Below are 21,136 nucleotides of genomic sequence, written 5' to 3' on the forward strand. Positions count from 1 at the left end.
GGTGCGGCAGGCCGGTGCTGAGGTCGCGGCAGCGGCGGTGGTCCTCGAGCTCACCGCGCTGGAAGGCCGGGACAAGATCATGGGCGAGGAAGTCAGAGCTCTCCTCCAAGCCTGATACCAGGCACATCGCGGACGAGGATCTGGCGGACTTCGCTGTTGATGATCGGTCCGGGTGAAGTCGGGGGCGTCGATCGGCTGCGCCAGGTGACCGCTGGGCGTATCACAACCGCACCAGGGAAGGCCCGTCGCCCGGTTGGCGTTATTCTCAGTGTCCGGGTCCCCGGACCTGGGAATGCAACATCTGATCCCGGGAGCGTGCGGTGAGCCAACACGTCGAATCTCCTGCGTCGGCGACCGACCCGGTTGCCGAGCCGCGACCGGCGTCGGCGACCCGCCGGGTCCGAGCCAGGCTGGCCAGGAAGATCACCGCGCAGCGAGCCGCCCCGGTCAAGCAGGTCCTCGAACCGCTGGCGACGGTGCACCGCGAGCTGCACCCGCAGGCCGACCTGGGACTGCTGCAGCGGGCTTACGACGTGGCCGAGGCCAAGCACCGCACCCAGAAGCGAAAATCCGGCGACCCCTACATCACCCATCCGCTCGCGGTCGCCACCATCCTCGCCGAGCTGGGCATGGACACCACCACGCTGGTGGCGGGCCTGCTGCACGACACCGTCGAGGACACCGACTACTCCCTGGACAAGCTCGCCGCCGACTTCGGCGAAGAGGTCTCGCACCTGGTCGACGGCGTCACCAAGCTGGACAAGGTCAAGCTCGGCGCGGCGGCGGAGGCCGAGACCATCCGCAAGATGATCATCGCGATGGCCCGCGACCCGCGGGTGCTGGTGATCAAGCTGGCCGACCGGCTGCACAACATGCGCACCATGCGGTTCCTGCCGCCGGAGAAGCAGGCCCGCAAGGCCCGCGAGACCCTCGAGGTGCTGGCCCCGCTGGCGCACCGGCTGGGCATGGCCACCATCAAGTGGGAGCTGGAGGACCTGGCCTTCGCCATCTTGCAGCCGAAGAAGTACGACGAGATCGTGCGCCTGGTCGCCAACCGCGCCCCGTCCCGCGACACCTACCTGCGCACCGTGATCGACGAGCTGTCCCACCAGCTCGACACCGCCCGGCTGGCCGCGAAGGTCGAAGGCCGCCCCAAGCACTACTACTCGATCCACCAGAAGATGATCGTGCGGGGCCGCGACTTCGACGACATCCACGACCTGGTGGGCGTGCGGATACTGGTCGACGAGGTCCGCGACTGCTACGCGGCGATGGGCGTGGTGCACGCGCTGTGGCAGCCGATGCCCGGCCGGTTCAAGGACTACATCGCCCAGCCCCGCTTCGGCGTGTACCAGTCCCTGCACACCACGGTGATCGGCCCGGAGGGCAAGCCGCTGGAGGTGCAGATCCGCACCCACGAGATGCACCGCACCGCCGAGTACGGCATCGCGGCGCACTGGCGGTACAAGGAGACCAAGGGCCGCAACGGCAGCGGCGGGCAGTCGGCCGTCGAGGTCGACGAGATGGCGTGGATGCGCCAGCTGCTCGACTGGCAGCGGGAGGCCGCGGACCCGGGCGAGTTCCTGGAGTCGCTGCGCTACGACCTGGCGACCAGGGAGATCTTCGTCTTCACCCCGAAGGGCGATGTGATCACGCTGCCCTCGGGGTCGACGCCGGTGGACTTCGCCTACGCGGTGCACACCGAGGTCGGCCACCGCTGCATCGGTGCGCGCGTCAACGGCCGGCTGGTGGCCCTGGAGCGCAAGCTGGAGAACGGCGAGGTCGTCGAGATCTTCACCTCCAAGGCGGAGGGCTCGGGGCCGAGCCGGGACTGGCTGTCGTTCGTGGCCTCGCCGCGGGCGAAGGCCAAGATCAAGCAGTGGTTCGCCAAGGAGCGCCGCGAGGAGGCGATCGAGTCCGGCAAGGAGCTGATCGCCAAGGAGATCCGCCGCCTCGGCCTGCCGGTGCAGCGCCTGGTCTCCGCCGAAACCCTCGGCGCGGTGGCCCGCGAACTGCACTACGTCGACGTCACCGCGCTGTACGCGGCGGTGGGGGAGAAGCAGCTCTCCGCGCAGCACCTGGTGCAGCGGCTGGTGGTCTTCATCGGCGGCGAGGAGCAGGCAGCCGACGAGATCGCGGAGAAGTCGACGCCGTCGACGCTGCGCGGCAAGCGCCGCAGCAGCGGTGACTCCGGTGTGGTGGTCAAGGACGCCGGTGACGTGTGGGCGAAGCTGGCGCGCTGCTGCACGCCGGTGCCCGGCGACGAGATCCTCGGCTTCGTGACCCGCGGCGGCTGGGTCAGCGTGCACCGCACGGACTGCACCAACGCCGACGACCTGCGCAGCACGCCCGAGCGGCTGGTCGACGTGTACTGGGCGCCGTCGGCGTCCTCGGTGTTCCTGGTGGCGATCCAGGTGGAGGCCCTGGACCGGCACCGCCTGCTCTCCGACGTCACCAAGGTGCTGGCCGACGAGCGGGTGAACATCCTGTCGGCGTCGGTGACCACCTCGAACGACCGGGTGGCGGTCAGCCGCTTCTCCTTCGAGATGGGCGACCCCAAGCACCTGGGCCACGTCCTCAAGGCGGTCCGGAACATCGAAGGCGTCTACGACGTCTACCGAGTCACCTCCGCCACCTGACGGACCCCCGATCGTGCGCTGAACTGCAGTTTCAATTGAAACTGTGATCCGCCGTGCCTGGGATCCGCAGTTTCAATTGAAACTGTGGTCCCGCAGCACCCCCGACACGCCCGAGCGCGGGGGGAGTTGTGCGATTTCAATGGAAATTGGACATCCGATTTCCATTGAATTTTGCGTCTTGCCCCGGCCTGGGGCGTGCGAAAGGGGCGCCGCCCGTGGGCGACGCCCCTTCTCGGCGCCGTTGATCAGGCCTGGACGTCGACCTTCTCGAAGACGACCGGCTTGTTCGGCTTGCCGCCGCCCGGCGACGGCTCGTACGCCCCGTCGTCACCGGCGCGAGCGACGTCGTCGATGACCTTCAGGCCGTCTTCGGAGATCGTGCCGAACACGGTGTAGTCCGGGGACAGCGGTGCTTCGCCGAAGACCATGAAGAACTGGCTGCCGTTGGTGTTCGGCCCGGCGTTGGCCATCGCCAGGTAACCGCGGCCGTACTGCAGCTCGGGGAAGGTCTCGTCGTCGAAGGCGTAGCCCGGGCCGCCGCTGCCGGAGCCGGTCGGGTCGCCGCACTGCAGCATCTGCAGGCCGCTGGTGCCGATCCGGTGGCACGAGGTCTGGTCGTAGAAGCCCTGCTTGGCCAGGCTGATGAAGCTGTTCACGGTGCACGGCGCCAGCGACCGGTCCAGGGTCAGCGGGATCGCGCCCTGGCTGGTGTTGATGGTGGCCTGCACGGTGCCCTTCGAGGACACCTCGCCGTTGGCCGGCGGCTGCACCGGCTTGCTCGGGCCCTTGCCGTCCGGGCGGTACTGGCAGGAGACCTGGTCCGCGAGCGGCGTCGGCCGCTTCGGCGGCGGCGCGAGCTCGGTGGGGATCTGGATCTCGGGCTGAGCCTGCGGGGTCGGCTGCTGCTGCGCGGCGTCTTCACCACCGGTGCGGGTGAAGTAGAAGACACCGGCCACGACCGCGATGACCACGACGATCGTCGAGCCGATGGTGATCACCCGGCGTCGCTTGGCCTGCTCCGCCCGGCGCTCCATCTGGCGCTCGAGCTTCCGCTTGGCCGCCTGGCGACGCTGCTCGTTGCTGGGCACCTGCTCCCTCCCCGGAATCGGTGAACCTGATGTTGTTCGGGGAGTTTATGGGGTGACCCCGCAGCGCTTCCTGAGAGTCTGCCTTCGATCCTCGCGCTTGATCTTCTGCCTTGCTGCGCCGTCAGGCGCATGGCCAGCCCTCGGCGCTTGCACCGCTGAGGTTCCGCTGCTAGCGCCGCGACGCAGACAGGTTTCGAGAGCGTGCAGCGCCACGCGGAGGTGCGTGCGGGCGGGACGATAATCTGGGGTCAGCCGACCCGCGCCATCGGGTGTCGCTGCAACGAAAGGTCGCTCTTCGTGCTTGTCCTCGGATTCCCGGTTGGGCCGCTGCAGGCGAACTGCTACGTCCTCGCGCGCGGGGAGGGCGAACCCTGCGTCGTGGTCGACCCGGGGCAGGACGCCGCGGAGCCGCTGCGCGCACAGCTGGCCGAGCGCCGGCTCACCCCGGCAGCGGTGCTGCTCACCCACGGGCACTTCGACCACGTGCTCTCCGCTGGTGAGATCTGCGCCGAGCACGACATCCCGGCGCACATCCACCCGGACGACCGGTTCATGCTCGCCGACCCCGGTGCCGCGCTCGGCCCGGCCGGGCGGCAGCTGTTCGGCGACGGCCTGGTGGTGGACGCGCCCGCCGACGTCCGCGAGATCGCCCACGGCGACGTGCTGGAGCTGGCCGGGATGCGCTTCGACGTCACGCACACCCCGGGCCATACCGGCGGGTCGGTGCTGTTCGGCGTCGAGGCCGAGGAGGGAGGACGGCTGCTGCTGTCCGGCGACACCCTCTTCGCCGGCGCCATCGGACGCACCGATCTGCCCGGCGGCGACCACGACCGGATGCTCGAGTCGCTGAGCACCGAAATCCTGCCGCTGGACGACGACGTCGTCGTGCTGCCGGGCCACGGACCGACCACCACCATCGGGCGCGAACGCGCGGGCAACCCGTTCCTGCAGGGCCTGCCCGCCTCCGACGCCATCTCCTGACGAGGACTGAACCACCACCCATGACCACGTTCAACGCACCCAAGGGCATCCCGGAGTACTACCCGCCGGAGTCGGCCGGCTTCCTGGCGGTCCGCGACACCCTGGCCGACGCCGCCCGCCGCGCGGGCTACGGCTACATCGAGCTGCCGCTGTTCGAGGAGACCTCGCTGTTCGCCCGCGGCGTCGGGGAGTCCACCGACGTCGTGACCAAGGAGATGTACACCTTCGCCGACCGCGGCGGCCGGTCCGTGACGCTGCGGCCGGAGGGCACCGCGGGCGTGACCAGGTCGGTCATCGAGCACGGCCTGGACCGCGGCCAGCTGCCGGTGAAGCTGTACTACAGCGGCGCGTTCTTCCGCTACGAGCGCCCGCAGGCCGGTCGCTACCGGCAGCTGCAGCAGCTCGGCGTCGAGGCGATCGGCATCGACGACCCGGCGCTGGACGCCGAGGTCATCGCGATCGCCGACGAGGGCTACCGCCGGCTGGGCCTGACCGGGCACCGCATCGAGATCACCTCGCTCGGCGACAACTCGTGCCGCCCGGCCTACCGCGCCAAGCTGCAGGAGTTCCTGAGCGGCCTGCCGTTGGACGAGGAGACCCGCCGCCGCGCGGAGCTCAACCCGCTGCGGGTGCTCGACGACAAGCGCCCCGAGGTGCGCGAGATGGTCGCCGACGCGCCGCTGATGGTCGACCACCTCTCGGCGGAGTCCAAGGAGCACTACGAGCAGGTCAAGGCGCACCTGATCGACCTGGGCGTGCAGTTCGTGGAGAACCCGCGCCTGGTGCGCGGCCTGGACTACTACACGAAGACGACCTTCGAGTTCGTGCACGACGGGCTCGGCGCGCAGTCCGGCATCGGTGGCGGTGGCCGCTACGACGGTCTGATGGCCGAGCTCGGCGGCCAGGAGCTCTCCGGTGTCGGCTTCGGCCTCGGCGTGGACCGCACCCTGCTGGCCTGCCAGGCGGAGGGCCTCACCGTGGGCGACCCGGCGCGCTGCGACGTCTACTGCGTGCCGATGGGCGAGACCGCCAAGCGCCGGCTCGTCGCGGCGGCGGGTGGCCTGCGGGCCGCCGGGGTGCGCGTCGACGTCGCGTACGGCGGCAAGGGCCTCAAGGGCGCGATGAAGGCCGCTGACCGCTCCGGTGCGCGGTTCGCGCTGGTGCTGGGCGAGCGCGACCTCGAAGCCGGGACCGCGCAGCTCAAGGAGCTGGCCAGCGGTGAGCAGCGCGCGGTGGCGCTGGAGAGCCTGGTCGACGACGTGCGCGCCGCTGTGGCGGAGCCGTTCGGTGGGTGACGCCGAGGCGATCTCGCTCGACCTCCTGGACCGCAAGACGGTCCGGACCCGAGCGCGCAACACCACGATCGCGGCCGTCCTCGTGGCGGCCGCGTTCGGCGGTGTCGTGGGCCTGTTCGCGGGTGTCGAGGGGTTCGCGATCGCGGCGGCGATCGTGGGGATCCCGTTGCTGCTGCTGGCCCTCACCGAGTCGCGCAAGACCCTGACGCTGCGCGACGGCCAGGTGATCGCCCGCGCGCTGGGCACTCGCGTGGTCTCGGTGCGCGAGGCCGACCGGCTCGAGCTGTTCATCACCGACCTGCGCGGGGCGCGCACGGTGAACCTGCTGGTCGCCGGGCCGCCCAAGGGCAGGGCGATCAGCGTCTCGCTGGCCATGTACGCCGGCACCGGCGGCCGCGAGCTGGGGATTTACGCGCTGCGGAAGCTGGCGGACACGCTCGCCAGCAACGCGGACACCAGGGCCCTGGTGCTCTCGCAGCTGATCGTCGAGCAGTTGCGCTCGGAGGCCCGCGGGGACGCGGCGCCGCAGCGCCCGCTGTACGTGCTGGCCTCGGCGGCACCGCCGGGTCGCATGGCGCAGCGCCTCAACTCCGACGCGGTGTCGAAGTTCGTCGCGGAACTGGGGCGCTGACTCAGCGGCGGGTTGCGGTGGAGTCGCCGGGGCGGTTCGGCGGTCGCCTGCGCACGGTCGCTGATCCGGCGCTGGTGGCCGCCGCCTTCCCGACCCGGTCCGCCACTGATTTCCGCGGTGCTGTTCCCGCCGGTTCCCGGACGGCCACCGCGGCGGCGATCGCCGTGGTGATCGGCACCGCCGCGACCAGGCCGATGCTGCCCACCAGGGTCCGCACGACTTCCTGCGCCACGGCTTGGGAGCTGACGATCTCGCCGAAGCTCCGCCCGGAGAGCGTGTAGGCGATCAGCATCGGCAATGCGGCGCCTGCGTAGGCCAGGACCAGCGTGTTCACCGCGGAGGAGACGTGGTCGCGGCCGATCTGCAGACCGGAGGAGTACAGCTCCCGCCAGGTCAGCGACGGGTTGGCCTTGCGCAGCTCCCACACCGCGCTGGTCTGGGTCACCGTGACGTCGTCGAGCACGCCCAGCGCGCCGATCACGACCCCGGCCAGCAGCAGTCCGCGCGCATCGATCGGCGTGCCGAGCAGACCCATCAGGCTCGAGGTGTCCTCGTCCAGTCCGGTCAGGCTGGTGGCCGCCGCGAACACCGAGCTGAGCACGCCGATCAGCGCCAGGCTCAGCATGGTGCCGAGCACGGCGGTGGAGGTCCGCGCGGAGAAGCCGTGCGTGAGGTAGAGGGCGATGAACATGATCAGCCCGGCTCCGACGACCGCCACCAGCAGCGGATCCTCCCCGGCCAGCACGGCGGGCAGCACGAACCCGATCAGCACCACGAAGCTCAACCCGAGCGCGATCAGCGCGGCGAACCCCTGCCACCGGCCGAGCACCAGCACCGCCGCTGCGAACACCAGAGCCAGAACCAGCAGCGGAGTGCCGCGCTGGAAGTCGACGACCTGGTAGGAGCTCGGGTCCTGGGCGTTGGCTCCGGAATAGCTGAGCACGACGGCGTCACCGACGGCGAACCGCGGGCTGCCGGGGTCGGTGGGGACGACCTGCTTGATGCTCTCCCCGGGCCGCGGCCCGTCCTGCATCCGCACGTCGAGGATCACGCACCCGCCCTGCCCCGGCGCGTCCTCGGTGCACGGACCTGAAACGGCGGAGACGACCTCGCCGTTCACCGGATGCTGCCCGAACCCGAGATCGGCACCGCTGCGCTCTTCGTGCCCGAAGGGGTAGAGCAGCAGCACGCCGACGACCGCGGCCAGCGCGAAGGGCACCAGTGCGATCGCCAGCACGCGCTTGACCTGCTTCGACGCCGGCTCGGCCGGTCCGTGGCCATGCCCGTGACCGTGGCCGTGCCCAGTGGCGGGCGGCGGGGCGCTCGGACGCCGTTCCGGGCTGTTCGGGCGGCGGTGGCGGGCGCGGTGGTCGCCACCGGGAGGGGGCGGCTCAGCAGCAGGAGGGCGCTCGGTCACCGGGCAATTATGCGGACCACCTAAACGGTGTCGCCCGCACGGGGCGCCCGTGCCCCCGCTGCGTCCGAGCTCTCGGTCGGAGGAAGCCGTGCATTCGTCAGATCTTGCGGACGTCCAGCCGGGTTTCGACGGCGGTGCCGTCGGGGCCGCGTTCCACCCGGTAGGCGCCGGCCTTCTTCTTCTCCGCGAGCGCTTCGACCATCTCGGTTCCGCGGTAGAGCAAGCCGACGCCGTCGTCGGTCGCGTACCCGGCGGGGAGGGTGCCGTCCGCGATGAGGGACTGGAAGAGCGGTCGGCGTTCGGGCTCGCTGTCGTAGTGGACGCCGTTGGACCACGGCAGCATGCCGAGGCCGTTGGTCACCGGCTGGAGAGCGGGTCCGAACGAGTCGGTGGTGCCGCCGGTGTGCCAGCAGATCGAACCGGCGGAAACACCGGTCAGGACCACGCCCGCCTGCCACGCTTCGCGGAGGGCGGCGTCGAGCCCGTGCAGGCGCCACATGGCCAGCAGCCCGGCGACGCTGCCGCCCCAAACCCACACGACGTCCTGCGCGAGCAGGTGTTCGCGCAGATCGCTGATGTTCGGCATCGGGAACAGCGAGATGTGGCTGCCGCCCCACCCCTCGCGCCATGCGTTGTCGTAGAAGGTCGCGATCAGCCGTTCGTCGTCCCCGCAAGCGGTCGCGAGGAAGCACACCCGCGGAGCCCGGTCGGCAACGCCGGCGAGGTCGACCGCATACCTCGTCAACGGGCCGACTTCCCAGCGCAGCCGCGCGGAAGCCCGGACGCCTCCAGAGGTGGCGAGAATCGTCGGAACATCAGCAGCCATGAGCGGAGACTACTGACGTCGGGAGACGGCGAACGCGCCCCCGCACCGATCTCCAGTGCGGGAACGCATTCACGTCAGGCGGAATCACCAGTTCTTGACGTCGCCGTTGCACATCACGACGCTGTACTGGCCGTTGCTCGAAGCTTCTTTGAGCACCTTGCCGTCGACGGTGATCTTGCAGGAGATCGTGCCGTTCCCAGCGTTCTGGGCGGACACCGAGAACATCTGGAACGCCTCGGGCGGAAGGCTGATCTCCTTCGTGAACGGCAGCGCGGCATCCTGCTGCTGTTCCACGGACGTCATGCCGTCGGTGGTGTAGGTGATGTTGAGCGCCTTGCCGGAGCCGGTCACCTCGTAAACCACCGTGCGGGGCTGCGCCGAGGAGTTGTCGGCCGGAGCCTCGCCGATCGGCGGTGCTGCGGGTTTCCCCTGCTCGAGCTGCTGCATGTTCCGGTTGATGTCGTCGGCGGCCTTGCCGAACGCCGCGGCCCAGACGATGCACACCACCAAGCCGATCGCCGACAGGACGATGCCGGTGATCGCCAAACCGCTGTTGGTCGCAACCCCCTTGCGCGCGCGGTTGAAACCGAGGATGCCGAAGATCAGTCCCAGGATCACCAGCGGCCAGGCGATCACGCCGATGATCGGGATGAAGGAGAAGATCAGGCCGACCAGGCCCAAGACGAAACCGGTGGTTCCAAAACCGTTGCGCGGCTGCGCGACCGCATGCATTCGGGGTGAAGATTCTTCCGGCCGCGGATGTCGAGAACGCGGCAACGGCTTCGTCCCAGGGGCACGAGCGGCCACGGGGCCGCGCGACATCGGAGGTAATCATGGCGATCCAGCGGATGGACAACGTCGGCATCGTGGTCGACGACCTCCCGGCTGCCATCGCGTTCTTCCTCGAGCTCGGCCTGGAGCTCGAGGGCGAGGCATCGGTCGGCGGGCCAGGAGTGGACCGCCTCGTCGGGCTCGACGGCGTCCAGGCCGACTTGGCCGTGGTGCGGACCCCGGACGGCCACGGACGACTCGAGCTGACGAAGTTCCACACGCCGCCGGCCACCACCGCTGAGCCGAACGCGCCGGTCAACACCCTCGGGATTCGTCGCATCATGTTCGCCGTCGAGGACATCGAGGGCGTCATCGCCCGGCTGCGCGCCCACGGCGCCGAGCTCGTGGGCGAGCTGGAGCAGTACGAGGACAGCTATCGGCTCTGCTACGTGCGCGGACCTGGGGGCATCCTCGTCGCGCTGGCCGAGGAACTCGGCTGACCCTGCACGGTGGGGTGAACCGAGTCGACATGATGTCGAAACTGTGTTCGAATTGAACCATGCGATGGGAACGTCAGCGAGTTGGGTCGGGGGAGGACCCCGCATTGCCGCTCGGCCTGCCGGAGCCTGCTGAGCGCGGGAGCGGTCGGGCCGGGCTGCGGCTGCCTGAGCCGGTGCCGATCGAGGCGGGGACCGAGGACGCTTACGCGATCGAGGTGCAGGCGAAGTCGATCATCAACCGGGTTCCGGGGGAGTCCGCCGTGCCGTTCGGCTGGACGGTCAACCCGTACCGGGGATGCGGGCACGCCTGCCGGTACTGCTTCGCGCGGCGTACTCACACGTACTTGGACCTGGATGCGGGGCACGACTTCGACAGCAAGATCGTCGTGAAGGTCAACGCCGGGGCGCTGCTGCGCAAGGAGCTGGCGGGCCCGCGCTGGACCGGTGAGGCGATCGCGATGGGGACCAACACCGATCCGTACCAGCGCGCCGAGGGGCGGTACCGGTTGATGCGGGAGATCATCTCCGCGCTCCGGGACCGGGCCAACCCGTTCTCGATCCTCACCAAGGGGACGTTGATCCTGCGCGATCTCGACCTGATCGTGCAGGCAGCTGAAGTGGCGCCGGTGTCGGTGGCGGTTTCGGTCGGTTCGATCGACGAGGGGCTCTGGCGTGCCGTCGAGCCGGGTGCGCCTTCGCCGCGTCGTCGGTTGGACGTGGTGCGTCGGTTCGCCGATGCCGGGATCGGCTGCTCGGTGCTGATGGCGCCGATCCTGCCCGGGCTCAGCGACGGTCCGGAGCAGATCGATGCCGCGGTGCGGGAGCTGGTCGCGGCGGGGGCTTCGAGCATCACGCCCCTGCTGCTGCACCTGCGGCCGGGAGCGAGGGAGTGGTTCCGGGGCTGGTTGCAGCGGGAGCACCCCGAGCTGGTGCCGATGTACTCCCGGCTGTACCGCAACGGGTCGTACCTGCCGAAGTCCTATCAGCGGGACGTGCTGGCGCGGGTAGCCGAGGCCAAGCAGCGCCACGGCGTCCGGCCGCCGCAGGTGCCGCGGTTCCGGGAAGTCGCCGGTGCCGCGCGAACGGATGCCGAGGTGGAGGAGGTGCGGCAGCTCAGCCTGCTGTGACGCGCCGAGGGGCTGCGCCGCGGGTGGGATCGACCGGGTAATGCAGATGCATATCGTTTTCGATTGGAGTTCGGCAATGCTGCCGAAGATGATTGCTGGTCCGTTTCGGAAATCGGCCGACTGTTTCCCGGGCGTTAAAAATTCCGGGACCTCGTGCCAGATTCAACCGATGTTCGGAAGCGGCCGGATAACCGGTTACGGTGCGTGCCCGGCCGATTATCCGGCTCGCCTCACCGGGTGGTCGTGCGGGAGGACGAACTGGTGCCCAGCTGCTCCTCGGGCTGCCAGCGGACGCCGAAGACGCCCATCCCGAAGTCCAGCGCCACCGCGTGGGTGCGCCCGAACCGGTCCACGGTGAGCGGCTTCGGGGGCTCCACCTCCTGCGTGGTGGAGTCGCCCACGTAGCTCTCGCAGCGGGTCGGCGGGTGCGCCGGGTCGAACTGCAGCTCGGCCACGTACTGCCGCACCGGGAGCCGGAACAGCCGGCAGAAGCTGTGCTCGACCTCGTTCGGGCCGGTCGGCGGGTCGATGATCTCGTACTCGAGCAGCATCGTCTCGCCGCGGGCCAGCGCGCGGTCGAACAGCAGCTCGGCGACCACCAGGTCGCGGGCGTGATCGGTGAGCACCTGGCCGAGCCGGCAGGACCGGATGGGCCGGATGATCGGCGGGTTCTCGCCGGACGAGGCCCCGTCGAACATGATCACCCAGCGGTCCACGCCGTTGGTCTCGGCCCGGACCAGCTTGCGGGTGCGGATCTTGCGCAGCTCACCGCGCTGGTCGACGTGCACCACGTCGTGGTGGCTGAGGCGGGCGAGCTTGCTGTCGTGGCTGGTGTCGATCTTGGTGAGCAGCTCGGCGGCCGATTCGTTCTCCGACCACAGGGAGCTCAGCGGCGGCGCCTCGGCCGGCGCCTGCCGGGTGCGGCCGCGGGGGCGCGGCGGGCCGAGCAGCGCGGACAGCGCGTTCTCCGGCACGCCCAGGACCTGTTCGAGCTGCTGCAGCGCGAGCAGGGAGTCCGGGCGCTCCGGGCGTCGGCGACCGGACTGCCAGTAGCTCAGCGCGGTGATGCTGACCGGGGTGCCGCGGGCGCGCAGCCGGTGCTGGATGCGCTCCAGGCTCAACCTGCTGGCTCGGATCGCGGTGCGCAGGGCCGCCTCGAACGGTCCGGTGCGCAGCAGTTCAGCGAGTTCGGCCGACAGCGCGTTCGTCCCGTGTTGCGCGTTCCGGACGGGCGGTTGCGCGGTCGGGCGGGCCTCTGTTTTCGGGCCGATCATCGTTACTCCTCGTGTCCGCCGAATCCGAACTTACGCTAATGAGTGGATCTGCCATACGCAACGACCGAGTTCCGGTAGGTGTCTCCAACTAAAGTCGGAACAGGGCTGGCTTAAGGTGGTATTCAACTCCTGGTGCGCGTTGCGGTGCCGGACAAAGCCGTTGCCTCATCGTCGATCGATCTTCGAATCAGGTGAATTGTGGCGCACCCGACCCAAAATTGGTATCGACCATTTGGTGCCGCTGCGGTGAACGGACCAACGGGGCGAACTTCGCCGCGGTGATCCGGGCCAGCGCGCCGCGCGACCGGTGTCCGTGCCCAGCGCGGTTGGTGACGCTGCGCGGCGGCGGATCGACGCGCGGCACCTGCCGGGCGTGCGCCAGCCCTCGTTGGCTAGCCTTGAAGTCCTGCGTCATGCCTGTTGAGCCCGCATCTGGTGCGGCCCCGGCGGTGCTGGCGACAGCGAAGCAAATGCCGTCGAAACGCTGGCAACAGCGGAAGAAGGAGCTCAGTACCCGTGATGCGCACGCACGAGACCGGATCGCTGCGCGCCGGTCATGCCGGGCAGACCGTCACCCTCGCCGGGTGGGTGGCGCGCCGTCGCGATCACGGCGGGGTCATCTTCATCGATCTGCGCGACGCTTCGGGCGTCGCCCAGGTCGTCTTCCGCGAGGGCGAGATGGCCGAGCGCGCCCACCGGCTGCGCTCCGAGTTCTGCATCCAGGTCACCGGCGAGGTGATCCGGCGCCCGGAGGGCAACGAGAACCCGGAGATCCCCACCGGTGAGATCGAGGTGACCGCCACCGAGCTGGTGGTGCTCTCGGAGTCCGCGCCGCTGCCGTTCCCGCTGGACGAGCACCTGGAGGTCGGCGAGGAGGTCCGGCTCAAGCACCGCTACCTGGACCTGCGCCGCGCCGAGCCGGCCAAGGCCATGCGGATGCGCAGCGAGATCAACCGCATCGCGCGCGACGTCCTGCACGACCGCGACTTCGTCGAGGTCGAGACGCCCACCATGACCCGCTCGACGCCGGAAGGCGCGCGGGACTTCCTGATCCCGGCGCGGCTGCAGCCCGGCAACTGGTACGCGCTGCCGCAGTCGCCGCAGCTGTTCAAGCAGCTGCTGATGGTCGGCGGCCTCGAGCGCTACTACCAGATCGCGCGCTGCTACCGCGACGAGGACTTCCGCGCCGACCGGCAGCCGGAGTTCACCCAGCTCGACATCGAGATGAGCTTCGTCGACCAGGACGACGTCATCGAGCTGGGCGAGTCGATCCTGGCGGCGCTGTGGGGCAAGCTGGCCGACCACGAGATCCCGCGCCCGATCCCCCGGATGACCTACGCCGAGGCGATGGCCAAGTACGGCACGGACAAGCCGGACCTGCGCTTCGGCCTCGAGCTCACCGAGATGACCGAGTACTTCAAGGACACCCCGTTCCGGGTGTTCAAGGCCCCGTACGTCGGTGCCGTGGTGATGCCGGGCGGCGCGAGCCAGCCGCGGCGCCAGCTCGACGCCTGGCAGGAGTGGGCCAAGCAGCGCGGGCACAAGGGCCTGGCCTACGTCCTGGTCGGTGAGGACGGCACGCTGTCCGGCCCGGTCGCCAAGAACCTCTCCGACGCGGAGCGGGAAGGCCTGGCCAAGGCCGTCGGCGCCAACCCCGGCGACTGCGTGTTCTTCGCGGCGGGTCCGCGTTCGGCGGCTCGCGGCCTGCTCGGCGCGGCCCGGCTGGAGATCGGTGAGCGCTGCGGCCTGATCGACCACGACGCCTGGGCGTTCGTGTGGGTCGTCGACGCCCCGATGTTCGAGCCGATCGACGAGACCGACGACGTGGCCGTCGGCAGCGGCCGCTGGACCGCGGTGCACCACCCGTTCACCTCGCCGAACGCCGACTGGGTGGACAACTTCGAGGAGGACCCGGCCAACGCGCTGGCCTGGGCCTACGACATCGTCTGCAACGGAAACGAGATCGGTGGCGGGTCGATCCGTATCCACCGCTCGGACGTGCAGGAGCGGGTGTTCGAGCTGCTGGGCATCTCCCAGGAGCAGGCGCAGGACAAGTTCGGCTTCCTGCTCGAGGCGTTCAAGTTCGGCCCGCCGCCGCACGGCGGCATCGCCTTCGGCTGGGACCGGATCTGCATGCTGCTGGCCGGTGCCTCCTCGCTGCGCGACGTCATCGCCTTCCCGAAGAGCGGCGGCGGGTTCGACCCGCTGACCTCGGCGCCGTCCCCGATCACCATCGAGCAGCGCAAGGAAGCCGGTATCGACGCCAAGCCGGCCGCGAAGGTCGGCGAGGAGAGCATCTCGGTGTTCCCGCCCGGCGTGGTGGAGAAGCAGGGCTGACCGGAGTCGCGACGTGCTGCACCTGCGGGTGATCTGTCCGGCCGAGCACACCGAACGGGTGCTGGCCGCGGTCCGGTCGCACCCAGGTGCGGCTCATGTCGTGCTGGTGCGCGGTGGCGCGCTGGAGCCGGCGGGCGACCTCATCGAGGTCGACCTGGCGCGCGAGGCCGCCGACGAAGTGCTGGCCGCGATCCGGGCGTCGGAACTCGCCCAGGTCGGCGCGGTGACCATCACCGATGCGGGCACCACGCTGTCCGAACGCGCCGAGCAGGCCGAGGAGTCGGCCCCCGGTGACGGGGACGACGCGGTGGTGTGGGACGAGCTGATCGCCCGCACCGGCGAGGAGTGCCGGCTCTCCGGCACCTTCCTCGCGTTCCTGTCCATCGCCTGCGTGCTCGCGGCGGTCGGCGTGGTGACCGATTCCCCGGTGACGATCGTCGGCGCGATGGTGGTCGGGCCCGAGTTCGGGCCGCTGGCCGCCATCGCGGTCGGCTTGGTGTCGCGGCGGTGGCTGCTGGTGCGGCGGGCCTCGTTGGCGCTGGCCGTCGGTTTCCCGGTCGCCATGCTGATCACCGCTGTCGCCGCGTTCGGCGGCGAGTGGATCGGTCTGATCGACCGCGTTGCGCTGCCGGCGGTGAGCGAGGTTTCGTTCATCTACCAGGTCGGTTGGTCGTCGCTCGTCGTGTCGCTGCTGGCCGGGGCGGCCGGGATGTTGTCGCTGACCTCGGCGAAATCCGCGGCCCTGGTCGGGGTGTTCATCTCGGTCACCACGGTGCCCGCGGCCGGTTACGCGGTGGTGGCGGCGACGCTCGGCGACTGGGCGCAGTGCGCCAGCTCGATCGCCCAGCTCGCGGTCAACCTGGCGGGGATCGTCGTGGCGGCGTCGGCGGTCCTCCTGCTCCGGGCTCGGCGGGTGGGGGTGGGTGACCAGATGCCCACCAGGGAAATGCTGTAGGGACGGGCCGCGGCGAAATCCTCGCCGCTGTGCAACGCGAACGCCGAGTCGTTCCGTCCACGTCGAGGGGGGAGTGCGCGCGGGGTCGAGCGTGCCGTCGCGGAGGTGGTGGACGACTGCCTACCGGCGAACACGCTGCGATTACGGGCGCTAACCGGTTGTGCGTCACTTGACCGGTTATGGCCGCTCAGGTTCATGTTGTGGGGGTAGTGTCTGGAGACGATGAGCGTGGAGATCACCACCGGCCCCCCGGAGGTTCGCGTCCCGGTCAGCACCGAGGCGACAGACACCGTCGGGACCGCGGAAGCTGTGCTGAGCAAGCGGACCGGAGCTCCGGTGCGACTTGCCGATGCCGAGGACCTCGGTGGTAGCGACCGCTCGGTAGTCATGCGGGTGCGGATCGCCGAGTCGCCCTTCGAGCTGCCCAGGACCGTCGTGGTCAAGCACTACGGCGAGTGCCCGGCGGAAGCCCGTTCGGACCCGTTCGCGCACGAAGCGGCGAGCTGCCAGCTCACCACGGCGCTGCCGCCGGAGGCGCGCGTCGGCCCCGAGCTCATCGCGCACGACGCGGCCGAGCGCCTGCTGGTGCTCGAGGACCTCGGGCGCGGTTCCACGCTGGCGGACGTGCTCTTCGCCGACGACTCCCGGGTCGCCGAGACAGCGCTGCTGGCCTGGGCGCGGGCGCTCGGGCGGCTGCACAGCACCACCGCCGGCTGCGAGGAGGACTTCGACGCGCTGATGCGGCGGTTGGGCGCCAAGTCGTGGACCGACCCGGTGGCCGACGACATCGTGCGCTCGGTGTCGGAGCTGCCGGAGCTGCTCACCCAGGTCCTGGGCGTGGACACCCCGCCGGTCATGGTCGAGCGGCTCACCACCGCGACCGAGCTGCTGCAGTCGAGCCGGTACCGGGCGTTCAGCCCGTCGGACATCTGCCCGGACAACAGCCTGGTGACCGGCAGCAGCGGGGTGCGGTTCCTGGACTTCGAGTGGGGCTGCGTGCGCGACGTCGCGATGGACGCGGCGTACCTGCAGTACCCGTTCCCGTCGTCGTGGTGCTCGTACGCGCTGCCGGACAACCTCGCCGAGAGCATGTTGTCCACCTGGCGCTCGGAGATCGCCGAGGTCTGGCCGGAGCTGGACGACGACGAGGTGCTGCTGCCGCGGCTGTTCAACGCCCAGCTGCTGTGGGTCTGGGTTTCGACGTGGTGGTTCCTGCCGCGCACCGGCGAGACCGACCGGCCCATCGACCTGCACATGCCCTCGCCACGCCGCAGCACGGCGCTGGTCGACCGGTGGCGGCACCTGCGGGCCGATGCGGTGGCCTCCGGGCTGGACGACGTCGCGGAGCTCGCCGACCAGGTGGTCGACGCGCTGGTCGACCGCTTCGGCGCGGGCGCCCTGCACCTGCTGCCCTACCCGGCGTTCCGCTCGGCGTGAGCCCGCGCCAGCGGCGCGGCGAAAAGGCGTTGTGCGACGGCATCCCCACCTGCTTGGATGCATATCCATTCATCTGAATTGATATGCACAGGCGGTGGGGATGGTTCCGTTCAGCGCGGAGATCGATCGGGCAGCGGTGGCCACCTGGCCTGCCACGACGGTGGAGCGGGTGGACGGCTGGCTGCTGCGGCATTGCGAGCTGCTCAACCGCAAGCGCTCGAACTCGGCCGTCCCGCCCGAGCGGGGCGTGGACGGCATCGAGCGGGTCGAGGAGTTCTACGCGGCTCGCGGCGCGGCGGCGATCGTCCAGGTCAGCCGGCCGGACCGGCGCGCCGATCTGGATGCCGCGCTCGCCGAGCGGGGATACCGGCTGACCGGGCCGACCGAGGTCATGTTCGCCGAGGCCGAGCCGGTGGTCGACGCGTGCTCGGCGGGGGAGTTCGACGTGCGGCTGGAGGAGTCCACCGGCCCGTCCTGGTTGGCCGCTGTCGAAGCGGTGGGCGGCACGCCGGAGCCGAGCTTGGACCGCTTGCCCCGGGCGCGGTTCGCGATCGCCTCGCGGGGCGGGCTGCCGGTCGGGGTGGGGATGTTCGCCGAGTCGGCGGGCTGGTGCGGGATCTACGGGATGGCCACGCATCCCGACTGGCGCGGGCGAGGTGTCGCCACCGGGGTCCTGTGCGCGGGTGCGCGCTGGGCATCGGAGCTGGGGGCGCGGCTCTTCCTCCAGGTCGAGGAGGACAACCCCGGTGCGCGGCGGCTTTACGCGGCGCTGGGCTTCCGGACGGCGCACCACTACCACTACCGAGTTCGTTGAACGCTGCAGTTTCCGGGAGGTGTTTCCGGCAGGTTTCGGCACGAGGTATTCCGCGGCCAGTAGCCCTACACTCGATCCGGTAATGCTGGTCACATCACCATTACTGTCAGTGGTGAACATTGTTTACTCACCGCAGTGAAGAGGGTGGTGTCCACCCGGCAACCGGGTGAATTCGCAGGTCGTGGCCGATCGATTAACATATCTTCATTTGTTTCGGGGTCACCGATCCCGGATCGGCGACTTGCGCCGGGGTGCCGGTCTTCGGATACCTTTGGTTCAGCGTTTCGCTACTTTCCTCCTCTACCGTCGACGACGTCGGTGGGGAACGGCTGCCCATTTACCGGAGGATTCGGTGCACGGCAAGGTTTGGCGCTTCACGAGAGCAGGCTTGTTGCTGCTGCTCGCGATCGCGCTCGCCGTGCTGGGCCCGGTGCAGGCGACCGCCCAAGGTTGCTCGCCGACACGTTCGGGACCTGCGGAAACCAGTCCTGAAACCAAGGAGCACCGGGATGTGAAGCTCCGCGAGCGGCTGCCCGGCATCGCGCTGCACCGGTGCAGCGGATCCCGGTTTCGAGAGCGGAACGTGCCGCTGCCGCGCGTGCTGCAGCCCACCCACGACGTCGAAGAAGGGCTCCGATCGGGAATCCTCCCAAATCCTGGGAGCGATCCCTACCACGATTTCGTGAAGCTCAAACATTCCCCGGCCGTGCTCCAGGTCGTCCGGCACTGATGGGTCCTGCTCGCCGACATTTCCATGCCGACGACACGGAGAGACCCAATGAGCTTCGAACATTTCGTGCGACACGCCCGACGCCACCCGAGCACGCTTTCCGCGGCTCGCCGACAGCAGCTGGCCGCGGGCCAGAAACCGTCCGCGCTGTTCATCGGCTGCTCCGATTCGCGGGTGATCCCCTCCCAGATCACCGGCGCTGAACCGGGCACCCTGTTCGAACTTCGCACCGCGGGCAATGTGGTGCCGAAATACGCGCCGGACTCGGCGTCCAGCGAAATGGCCACCATCGAATACGCGGTGCTGCAGCTGCGCGTGCCGGACATCATCGTCTGCGGCCACTCGCACTGCGGCGCGGTCACCGCGCTGACCATGGCCGGACGCGGGTTGGAGGAGCTCCCCGCGCTGTGCACCTGGCTGGGCACCGGTGGCCTGACCGGCGTTGATCCGGAGGACCCCAGCGTTCGGTCCGAGAGCAAGCGGCACATCTTGGAGCAGCTGCGCACGCTGCGCGAATACCCGTTCATCCGGGATCGGATCGACGCGGGCGAGCTGCGGCTGCACGGCTGGTTCTACGAGATCGACACCGGCCTGGTCTTCGCCTGTCCGCAGAGCCCGGACGAGCCGGACTTCCTGCCGCTGTAACGCCTGCTCGAAGGCCAGTCGGACCCAGGCCGCGCCCCGCACAGCGGGGTGCGCGGCGCTGCCTGCGTCCCGACATCCGATTTGCCCTGGAGGGGCATTGTGATGACTCGACTTCTAACGTCCGAAACCCGCGGGAAGTCCGGTGCGCCGCCGACGTTCGGCGCTGACCTGGGTGCCTCGCTCGTCGTGTTCCTGGTGGCGGTGCCGCTGTGCGTCGGCGTGGCCGTCGCCTCCGGCGTGCCCGCCGAACTGGGCATCGTCACCGGCATCGTCGGTGGCCTCCTGGTCGGGCTGATGCCCGGCAGCACGATGCAGGTCAGCGGCCCGGCCGCCGGGCTCACCGTGCTCGTGGCCTCCGCGGTGGAGCAGCACGGGCTCAGAGCGCTGGGCGTGATCGTGCTCGGTGCCGGTGTGCTGCAGATCGTGCTGGGCATCAGCCGCCTGGGCACCTGGTTCCGGGCGATCTCGCCCTCGGTGGTGCAGGGCATGCTGGCCGGCATCGGGCTGGTGCTGATCCTCGGCCAGATCTTCCCGGTCGGCGGTCTCGAACAACCCGAGAGCACGCTGGCGAAGTTCGCCGGCATCCCCGACCTGATCGGGGCGGTGGTGACCACGCCGGAGGGCATCAGCGGACTGGTGCTGGCGGTGCTGGCGCTGCTGATCATGTCGTTCTGGAAGAAGGCCCCGGAGAAGGTCCGGTTGGTGCCGGGCGCGCTCGTGGCGGTCGTGGTGACCAGCGCGCTGGCGGCGCTGCTGGTGCTGCCGGTGCAGAAGGTGGAGGTCGGCTCGCTGCTGGCGGCGCTGAACCCGCCGGACGCCGCGGGCTGGGGTTCGGTGTTCGACCTGGCCGTGCTCGGTTCGATCGTGACCTTCGCGCTGATCGCCTCGGCGGAGAGCCTGTTCAGCGCCGCGGCCGTGGACCGCATGCACGACGGGCCGAAGACCCAGTACAACAAGGAGCTCGTGGCGCAGGGCGCGGGCAACACCATCTGCGGTCTGCTCGGGGCCCTGCCGATGACCGCGGTGATCGTGCGCAGCGCCACGAACGTGCAGGCCGGGGCGAAGACGAAGCTCTCCCGCGTGCTGCACGGCTTCTGGCTGCTGCTGTTCGTCGTGCTGCTGCCGGGCGTGCTGTCCTTCATCCCCACGGCGGTGCTCGCCGCCCTGCTGATCCAGGCCGGGTGGAAGCTGCTGGAGCTGCGGCAGGTCGCGGTGCTGGTGCGCGAGAACCGCTCGGAGGCGTTCGTGCTGATCCTCACCGCGGGCATGATCGTGGCCACGGACCTGCTGATCGGCACGCTGGCCGGGCTGGCCGTCGCGATCGTCAAGACCGCGATCGAGGTGTCCCGGCTGTCGGTCAAGGCCGAGGACGGTGACGAGCAGGTGCGGGTCGAGATGGGCGGCACCGCGACCTTCCTGCGGTTGCCGCGGCTGCTGGACCACCTCGACCAGCTGCCGACCGGCAAGCACGTCCACCTGGACCTGACGATGGTCCGCCACCTCGACCGGGCCTGCCACCAGGCCGTCGAGCACTGGGCGGCGCAACGGCGGCGCAGCGACGGCACCGTCGAAGTGGCCCTGCCCGCCAGGGTGGGCTGACGCCAGTCGTGGGTGGGGTGGCGCGGGCGGGGGCGGGCGCGCCACCGCCCACCCCACCCACCCCCCACCC

General features: G+C 70.0%; 19 protein-coding genes. 13 read left to right on the forward strand and 6 right to left on the reverse strand.

The window, feature by feature from the left end; genetic code table 11:
- The first annotated feature begins 320 nt into the window (after positions 1-320).
- The gene (locus ABTZ89_RS16180; protein WP_270951338.1) at positions 321-2,639 is read left to right on the forward strand and encodes a RelA/SpoT family protein; all 2,319 of its coding nucleotides are present in this window, start codon (positions 321-323) and stop codon (positions 2,637-2,639) included.
- Between the two features lie 245 nt (positions 2,640-2,884).
- Here ABTZ89_RS16180 and ABTZ89_RS16185 read toward each other — a convergent pair whose 3' ends face one another.
- Positions 2,885-3,727 (reverse strand): peptidylprolyl isomerase, encoded by an 843-nt coding sequence (locus ABTZ89_RS16185; protein ID WP_351045178.1) that lies wholly within the window; start codon positions 3,725-3,727, stop codon positions 2,885-2,887.
- A 297-nt stretch (positions 3,728-4,024) separates the two neighbouring features.
- Between ABTZ89_RS16185 and ABTZ89_RS16190 the strand changes: the two genes are divergently transcribed.
- The 3 genes from ABTZ89_RS16190 to ABTZ89_RS16200 are packed head-to-tail and all read left to right on the forward strand — an operon-like array spanning position 4,025 to position 6,634.
- A complete protein-coding gene (locus ABTZ89_RS16190; protein WP_270951335.1) occupies positions 4,025-4,708 on the forward strand; it encodes an MBL fold metallo-hydrolase in 684 nt (227 codons plus the stop codon).
- A 20-nt stretch (positions 4,709-4,728) separates the two neighbouring features.
- The gene (gene hisS, locus ABTZ89_RS16195) at positions 4,729-6,003 is read left to right on the forward strand and encodes a histidine--tRNA ligase (protein ID WP_351045182.1); all 1,275 of its coding nucleotides are present in this window, start codon (positions 4,729-4,731) and stop codon (positions 6,001-6,003) included.
- Positions 5,996-6,634: a hypothetical protein gene (locus ABTZ89_RS16200; RefSeq protein ID WP_351045185.1), complete on the forward strand. Its 639-nt coding sequence runs from the start codon at positions 5,996-5,998 to the stop codon at positions 6,632-6,634. The genes hisS and ABTZ89_RS16200 overlap by 8 nt, the downstream gene beginning before the upstream one ends.
- 1 nt (position 6,635) lies before the next feature.
- Here the strand turns inward: ABTZ89_RS16200 and ABTZ89_RS16205 are convergent, their stop codons facing one another.
- From ABTZ89_RS16205 to ABTZ89_RS16215, 3 genes are all read right to left on the reverse strand, one after another.
- Positions 6,636-8,051, reverse strand: a complete 1,416-nt coding sequence (locus tag ABTZ89_RS16205) for a YibE/F family protein (RefSeq protein ID WP_351045188.1) — start codon at positions 8,049-8,051, stop codon at positions 6,636-6,638.
- A 97-nt stretch (positions 8,052-8,148) separates the two neighbouring features.
- Complete coding sequence (locus ABTZ89_RS16210; protein ID WP_351045191.1) at positions 8,149-8,877, reverse strand: Type 1 glutamine amidotransferase-like domain-containing protein; 729 nt, start codon at positions 8,875-8,877, stop codon at positions 8,149-8,151.
- 84 nt (positions 8,878-8,961) lie between these two features.
- Positions 8,962-9,609, reverse strand: coding sequence for an MmpS family transport accessory protein (locus ABTZ89_RS16215; protein ID WP_351045194.1), 648 nt, complete (start codon positions 9,607-9,609; stop codon positions 8,962-8,964).
- Between the two features lie 101 nt (positions 9,610-9,710).
- On the opposite strand from ABTZ89_RS16215, the gene ABTZ89_RS16220 reads away from it, so the two are divergent.
- A complete protein-coding gene (locus ABTZ89_RS16220) occupies positions 9,711-10,148 on the forward strand; it encodes a VOC family protein (RefSeq protein ID WP_351045197.1) in 438 nt (145 codons plus the stop codon).
- A 59-nt stretch (positions 10,149-10,207) separates the two neighbouring features.
- On the forward strand, positions 10,208-11,275 hold the full coding sequence (locus tag ABTZ89_RS16225) for an Rv2578c family radical SAM protein (protein ID WP_351045200.1): 1,068 nt from the start codon (positions 10,208-10,210) through the stop codon (positions 11,273-11,275).
- A gap of 230 nt (positions 11,276-11,505) precedes the next feature.
- Here ABTZ89_RS16225 and ABTZ89_RS16230 read toward each other — a convergent pair whose 3' ends face one another.
- Both ABTZ89_RS16230 and ABTZ89_RS16235 read right to left on the reverse strand, forming a co-directional pair.
- Entirely contained in the window at positions 11,506-12,549 is a 1,044-nt protein-coding gene (locus tag ABTZ89_RS16230) for a hypothetical protein (protein WP_270954256.1), read from the reverse strand.
- A gap of 187 nt (positions 12,550-12,736) precedes the next feature.
- A complete protein-coding gene (locus ABTZ89_RS16235; protein WP_270954255.1) occupies positions 12,737-12,964 on the reverse strand; it encodes a hypothetical protein in 228 nt (75 codons plus the stop codon).
- A 101-nt stretch (positions 12,965-13,065) separates the two neighbouring features.
- Between ABTZ89_RS16235 and aspS the strand changes: the two genes are divergently transcribed.
- From aspS to ABTZ89_RS16270, 7 genes are all read left to right on the forward strand, one after another.
- Entirely contained in the window at positions 13,066-14,886 is a 1,821-nt protein-coding gene (gene aspS / locus ABTZ89_RS16240) for an aspartate--tRNA ligase (protein WP_351045203.1), read from the forward strand.
- A gap of 13 nt (positions 14,887-14,899) precedes the next feature.
- Entirely contained in the window at positions 14,900-15,841 is a 942-nt protein-coding gene (locus ABTZ89_RS16245) for a DUF389 domain-containing protein (protein ID WP_270954253.1), read from the forward strand.
- Between the two features lie 222 nt (positions 15,842-16,063).
- Positions 16,064-17,278, forward strand: a complete 1,215-nt coding sequence (locus tag ABTZ89_RS16250) for a phosphotransferase family protein (protein WP_351045206.1) — start codon at positions 16,064-16,066, stop codon at positions 17,276-17,278.
- Positions 17,279-17,378: 100 nt separating this feature from the next.
- Positions 17,379-18,092: a GNAT family N-acetyltransferase gene (locus ABTZ89_RS16255; RefSeq protein ID WP_351045209.1), complete on the forward strand. Its 714-nt coding sequence runs from the start codon at positions 17,379-17,381 to the stop codon at positions 18,090-18,092.
- 391 nt (positions 18,093-18,483) lie between these two features.
- Positions 18,484-18,822 carry a hypothetical protein gene (locus ABTZ89_RS16260; RefSeq protein ID WP_351045212.1) on the forward strand — a complete coding sequence of 113 codons (339 nt, stop codon included), beginning with the start codon at positions 18,484-18,486 and terminating at the stop codon, positions 18,820-18,822.
- Positions 18,823-18,870: 48 nt separating this feature from the next.
- The gene (locus ABTZ89_RS16265) at positions 18,871-19,467 is read left to right on the forward strand and encodes a carbonic anhydrase (RefSeq protein ID WP_270954249.1); all 597 of its coding nucleotides are present in this window, start codon (positions 18,871-18,873) and stop codon (positions 19,465-19,467) included.
- Between the two features lie 102 nt (positions 19,468-19,569).
- The gene (locus ABTZ89_RS16270) at positions 19,570-21,066 is read left to right on the forward strand and encodes a SulP family inorganic anion transporter (protein ID WP_270954248.1); all 1,497 of its coding nucleotides are present in this window, start codon (positions 19,570-19,572) and stop codon (positions 21,064-21,066) included.
- The last annotated feature ends 70 nt before the right edge of the window (positions 21,067-21,136 follow it).

The organism is Saccharopolyspora sp. NPDC002686 (assembly GCF_040295745.1).
GTDB classification, from domain to species: domain Bacteria; phylum Actinomycetota; class Actinomycetes; order Mycobacteriales; family Pseudonocardiaceae; genus Saccharopolyspora; species Saccharopolyspora oryzae.